The organism is Grimontia marina, assembly GCF_900060185.1.
GTDB lineage: Bacteria > Pseudomonadota > Gammaproteobacteria > Enterobacterales > Vibrionaceae > Enterovibrio > Enterovibrio marinus.
In genome coordinates, this window is sequence record NZ_FIZY01000005.1 from 147133 (window position 1) to 153362 (window position 6230).

Here is a 6230-nt window from a genome sequence, read left to right on the forward strand (position 1 = left end):
ACGGAGCCTCGGCTCCGTTTTTTATTGCCAGTAAATCGCCACAAGTACCACAAGGACGACAACACAAAGTAACGGCAGACTCAGTTTGCGTCGTTTTTTGAACTCGCACTTGCCTTCACAGCACGCCATCTTTTTTGTCCTTTCTCGTTGGATTATCACAACGTATCATACGCTTCACACTACACTGTTCTCCAGACCTTCGTGGAGAGAAACTAAGGAGCCATGCTGTGGCATCATTCAAGGCCGAACCGAGACACTGGACACTGATAGGTGCACTGCTCCTTGCGGCATACGCCTGCTATATGCTTATCGCGCCGTATCTGGGATCCATCGTGTTAGCATTTATTGTCTCCCTACTGTTCTTCCCTCTGCATGAGAAAATTGAAAACAAGCTACCTTCTTACCCTAACGTTGCCTCGGCACTCTCATGTACGTTGTTAACCGTGATAATTATCATCCCGATGATTTTTGTCGCAGCGGCCATTTTGAGTCAGGGGGTAACTTTCTTTACCGGCGCCTATGAATGGCTCACCAAAGGAGGAGCAAAGGAGATTCTGGCTGCGCCTATTATGAAGACAGGGTTGGCTTTGGTGGATAAATGGTTACCGACAGATTCTATCAATCCGCAAGAGCTGATTGCTAAAGCAGCATCGACACTTTCATCCATGAGCTCTCAAATGTTAGGAATGAGTTCAAAGATCCTTGGTGATGTCACCGGTGTATTCGTGAACTTCCTGTTGATGCTATTCGTGCTGTTCTTCCTGCTCCGCGATCACGACAAGATCATTAACATGCTCCGTCACGTCAGCCCTCTTTCCCGCAGTCAGGAAGATACTTTGTTGGATGAAGCTGAGAAAGTGGCCAAGTCAGCAGTGCTGGGGTCTTTCCTCACTGCACTCGCTCAAGGCATCGTGGGTGGTTTCGCCATGTGGCTGGCAGGTTTTGCAGGCCTGTTCTGGGGCACTATGATGGCATTCGCCTCGTTTATCCCAGTAGTCGGTACCGCTTTGATCTGGTTGCCTGCAGCCGGTTATCTGCTCCTGATAGGCCAATGGGAGTGGGCTGCATTCCTCGCAGGTTGGGGAGTTATCATTGTTGGTTCAGTCGATAATATCTTGCGTCCGCTTTTGATGCAGGGTAATTCAGGGATGAACACCTTACTCATTTTCTTCTCACTGATTGGTGGCCTGCATGTGTATGGCCTGATGGGATTGATTTACGGCCCAATCATTTTCTCGCTCACACTGGTACTGTTCCGAATGTACGAAACAGAATTCCACAGCTTCCTTGAGAAGCAAGACAACTGCTGATATTAGGGTCTGTTGACCCTAAGGAACCTAAGGCGCGGCATATTCCCTCACAGGTGACTTTATGGGAGAATCCGCGCCTCTTTGTTTGATAGCCCCGAGGTATCCATGTCCTACTCTGCTCCTAGCCAAATTGCAGCTCGCCAGATCGAGTATTTCGAAGGCAAACACGTTCTGCTTGCCGGTGAATTGGAAGATACCTTTGCAACAGAGCTTGAAGACACTGCCGCAAGCGTCAGCATCTTCACAACCAACCTTGCTTACGCCAATCAAATGCGTCGCTACCAAAACATCGAAGTGCAGTTTGGCGAAAGCTATCAGGCAAACCCAAACATCGATATGGTTTTGCTGTACTGGCCAAAAGCCAAAGCCGAAGCCGAGTTCCTTCTGGCGATGCTGATGGCAGAACTTGGCACGGGTACAGAGATAGCAGTTGTAGGCGAAAACCGAAGCGGCGTAAAAAGCATTGAGAAAATGTTTGCGCCCTACGGCCGTGTCACCAAATTTGACTCAGCCCGCCGCTGTAGCTTCTACTGGGGACAATGTGATAATCAGCCAGCACCTTTTGTATTGGAAGACTGGTACAAAAGCTATCCACTCAATGTGGGGGAGCAGTCACTGACCATCCGCTCTCTTCCTGGTGTATTCAGCCACGGTGAGCTCGACGCTGGTACCCAACTGCTTTTGGATAACCTACCAGCACTGAAAGGGAAAGTGCTGGACTTTGGCTGTGGAGCAGGGGTAATTGGTTCAGTAATCAAACTGCGCCATCCTGACGCGCAGATCGCCATGGTAGATATCAGTGCGCTGGCGGTTGCCTCTGCACGTGAAACCTTGCGTTTTAACAATCTTGACGGAGAGGTTTGTGCCTCAGATGTTTATAGCGATATTGACGGATACTTCGATCATATCGTGAGTAACCCGCCATTTCACGCTGGCCTTAAAACGCATTACACCGCAACTGAAACCTTGCTTGAGCGTGCACCTGATTACCTGAACCGTTCCGGTAGTCTAACAATTGTTGCCAACAGTTTCCTTCGTTACTTACCATTTATTGAGAAAGCATTTGGTCACTGTGAAACGCCAGCTAAGAGCAACAAGTTCGCTATCTATCACGCATCAAAGTGACACTAAATACGATGTAAAACGAGGGAGCCAATAGGCACCCTTTCATTTTTTACTTTTACACATCTCGTCAAAAACGTTAATTTTGCGCATTGACACCAAGTTCATACAAAGGTTGCTTGCCAAGAAAAATTAACTCCGTATAAGAGTTGAAGATGTTTTTCATATGCGCCCATTTTAGCCATCGCCAAATTCCAACATTTCGGCTAAGCAAAGCGCCTTTTGATTTCTAATTTCTCAGGCAGAAACATGCAAAAAAAGCAGAAATTTAAACGACTTCAGCACACGCTGATGTTGGCTTTTCTGGTGCTGAGTATTACGCCTCTCAGCCTGCTGGCGATTTTCTTCCTTGAATCTCACAGCAGCGATCTCGAACAACAAAGCACCACACACCTATCTTTCCTTCGTGATAACAAAAAAGAGCAAATAATCAGCTACTTTGATGCCCGTCACTCAGAGGTGAAATCCTTCAGTCGCTCTGAACTGGCAACCGCCAGTGGTGGACGCTTCTATGGATTAATTGCCGCCTTCCACCAATTGGGAGATACGGAAGAAATTGCCCGAAATGTTGCACGTGAGCGCTATGGTGCTGATGCCAACTCAACGCTTCCTCCAGGTACAAATGACAGCAACTTCATTGGCAGCGAGCGCTACCGCCTCCTGCACAAGCGCTACGACTGGGCTTACAAAGAGCATCTTAAACGTTCTGACTTTTCAGATATTTTGTTGGTCGACATCAAGGGTAATGTCGTTTATTCCGCACTTAAGGATGACGTTTTTGGTTCTAACTTACTCGACGAGAAGTGGCGTCATACTGCCATTGGCAAAACTTTTGCTGATATACAGAAAACAGTGGATGCACCGCTGGTCGATGGCGATAACACCCCGATAGCGTTTACCGACTACACCCAACAAGCCGACGGTGAAATGGTGGCGTGGTTTGCTGCGCCGATCATGCAACAAGGCTATTTACACAGTTATGTTTTGTTCAAACTGCCTAATACGGCATTGGACAAAATGCTTAACAAGACGCCACAGGAAAAGGGTTACATCAGTACGCTGCTAGTTGGAAATGACCTGATCCCCCGAAATTTGGTGACCAAAGACACTTTAAGGCCAATTAATAGCATCGCCATTGAGGCTGCACTTGCAGGGCTTCGCGATGTTGGCAGCTTCTTAAGCTCTGACAACCAACGTGTGTTAGGTGCCTATGCGCCGGTCAACATCACCGGTACAACCTGGGCGATTGTTCTCGAGCTGCCGGAAGAAGAGGCTTTTGCCCGTATTTATCAGTTAGAGAAAATCTTCATTGCCGTGATGGTAATCGCCATCTTGTTGGTGGTCATTGCTTCGCACATGCTGTCTAACTCCATCACAGCCCCGCTTCTAAAACTAACCTGGGCTGCAGAACAGGTCTCGGCGGGCGATCTGGATCAGAAGATAAACAATACTGACCGCGAAGATGAAATCGGGCGGTTGGCAGTAAGTTTTGCGCGCATGCAGCGCTCAGTCCGAGACAAACTCGCACTCATCCGGGAGCAAAACAAAGAGCTTGAACAGAACATTCAAGTCATCAAGCAAAAGAACGAAGAGCTGCAGCAAGCCGACCGCATGAAAGATGATTTTCTTGCAACGACTTCCCACGAGCTCCGCACACCACTTCACGGTATGGTAGGGATTGCTGAGTCCATACTTGCCGGCGCAGAAGGCCCGCTTCCAGAACGTCAAAAGCATCAGCTTCAGATGATTATCAATAGTGGAGAGCGCCTTTCCAACCTCGTTGATGATTTGCTGGATTATCACAAGATGCGTTACGGCGAGCTTGAAATCTCTCCTCAAGCTGTAGATACCGCAAATGCAGTGAGGTTGGTTATTGAGCTTTCCAGCCATCTGCTGGGCGGAAAGCCGGTGCGTATTATCAACCAGGTCCCCATCGACCTGCCATTATTGCGTGCCGACGAGCAGCGTCTAGAGCAGGTGTTGTACAACTTGATTGGTAACGCCATCAAATATACAGACGAGGGCAAGATCATCATTTCTGCCACCGTATTAGAAGGTCAGCTTCGCATTCAGGTGGTAGATACTGGTCAGGGAATCCCCTCCGACCAACTCGAGTACATCTTCGAGCCACTGACCCAAGCCAGTGGCAACGCGGCTCAATACCGTCAGGGGGCAGGACTTGGCTTATCTATCAGTCGCCAGCTTATCGACATCATGGGCGGTCAGCTCTATGTATCCAGCCAGCCTATGGTAGGAACGACGTTCAGCTTCACCTTGCCACTAGCAACCGAAGAAGATAAAGCAAAAACCCGTCTTGCCAATAATGCGCACTTCGCCGCTCCCCGTATAGAGCTGGATCAAACAGATTACACCCAGCTGCCGGAAAACCCAGATGGTCCTCTCATCTTGGTGGTGGACGACGAACCTGTAAACCTACAGGTTCTTAATAACTTTCTGCGTCTCGAAGGTTATCGAGTGAAAGCCGTTGAAAATGGCCGCCAGGCTATTGAGTCTGTCACGATGGAAAAACCTGCGCTGATGTTGCTGGATGTCATGATGCCGGAGCTTAGTGGCTATGAAGTATGTACTCACCTTCGAGAGCGACACAGTCGTGCCGATCTACCTATCATCATGCTTTCAGCGTTAGGTCAGGTTCAGGATAAGGTGAAAGGGTTTGATGCGGGAGCCAATGACTACCTGACCAAACCTTTCAATAAAAACGAACTCAGTGCCCGTATCCGAGCCTATATTAATGCCTCGCTGACCGAGCAGGAGCGCGAGCACAATCGCACGTTACAAAAAGAAATTCACTTCCGCGAGCAAGTGGAAGCTGGCCTTCGTGAAGTGCAAAACAGGCTACTTGCCATGCTGGATAGCGCGTCTGAAGGCATTATCTGTGTGCAAGAGAATGGCCGGATAAGTTATGCCAATGATGCTTGCAGTGAAATCTTCCGTCTCAGTGCCGAACAAATCGAGCGCCACCAACTCGAAGACTTCTTGGCAATGGCGCTGCCTGAACCAGACTGCTCACGAGGTCACTACAGCGGCCAGTTCAGGTTTAAAGTCGACGGGGATATCGCCGAAATCGACACCGATTTAATCACACTGCCCGAGTCCTCTGGCATGCAAATGATGCTAATCCTCAATACCGGAAAGAAAGCTTCTTCACACCGCGTACAGCTCTTGGAAAATGCCGTCTCGGCACTGTCCGACTATGCCTATGACGGTGATATGGAGAAGCTTCAGCAACTTCGTGAGCTTGGCGGGGAATTCACACGAATGGCAGACCGCTTCTCAGGCAGCAAACCAGATAAAGCCGATATCCTCAGAGATACGCTAGTCAAAGTGATGACTGCCACTTTGAACTTTTGGCAGAACTCCACCGGCAAAACCAAGTTTGACCTTGCAGAGGAAAGCGGGCTTTGGCGAGTCTACCTAGACAGAAGTACCTTGCAGACCCGTACGCTGGACAAATACCTCCATGTTGAAACTGTCCCTAAATCCCCTCGTTGGCGCACTGTTATCAGTACCATCGACTTTGTACTGGAACGCTGTCTTGAAGAAAACAGAGAAAGGAACGAACTTGAAGTACTCAGGGAAAGGCTACAGACCTTAATATCCCGATAATTCCATAAGCCCCGTAATGGGGCTTTTTTCCGCTATGTTTATACTAAATAGCTGTTCCTAATAGTAGATCTCAAAGGTAAGAGAAACTCAGTCCAGTTTGCGCGATCTGATCTATCGCCAAACAGAGAAAACCCACAAAAAGGACTGAGTAATGGCCATCATAGCACCGAT

The 6230-nt window shown here is 48.6% G+C and carries 3 protein-coding genes; all 3 read left to right on the forward strand.

Annotated elements, in window-relative coordinates; genetic code table 11:
* Positions 1 to 227: 227 nt before the first annotated feature.
* The 3 genes from GMA8713_RS04470 (at position 228) to GMA8713_RS04480 (ending at position 6059) form a co-directional block, all read left to right on the forward strand.
* On the forward strand, positions 228 to 1310 hold the full coding sequence (locus tag GMA8713_RS04470) for an AI-2E family transporter (RefSeq protein WP_062706146.1): 1083 nt from the start codon (positions 228 to 230) through the stop codon (positions 1308 to 1310).
* A 105-nt stretch (positions 1311 to 1415) separates the two neighbouring features.
* Positions 1416 to 2435 (forward strand): 16S rRNA (guanine(1207)-N(2))-methyltransferase RsmC, encoded by a 1020-nt coding sequence (gene rsmC, locus GMA8713_RS04475; protein WP_062706149.1) that lies wholly within the window; start codon positions 1416 to 1418, stop codon positions 2433 to 2435.
* Between the two features lie 246 nt (positions 2436 to 2681).
* Complete coding sequence (locus GMA8713_RS04480) at positions 2682 to 6059, forward strand: response regulator (RefSeq protein WP_062706152.1); 3378 nt, start codon at positions 2682 to 2684, stop codon at positions 6057 to 6059.
* Positions 6060 to 6230: the final 171 nt, after the last annotated feature.

Bases quoted from the DNA above. Each gene is read 5' to 3' on its own strand.
- rsmC (WP_062706149.1), top strand. From the start codon at position 1,416: ATGTCCTACTCTGCTCCTAGCCAAATTGCAGCTCGCCAGATCGAGTAT.
- GMA8713_RS04480 (WP_062706152.1), top strand. From the start codon at position 2,682: ATGCAAAAAAAGCAGAAATTTAAACGACTTCAGCACACGCTGATGTTG.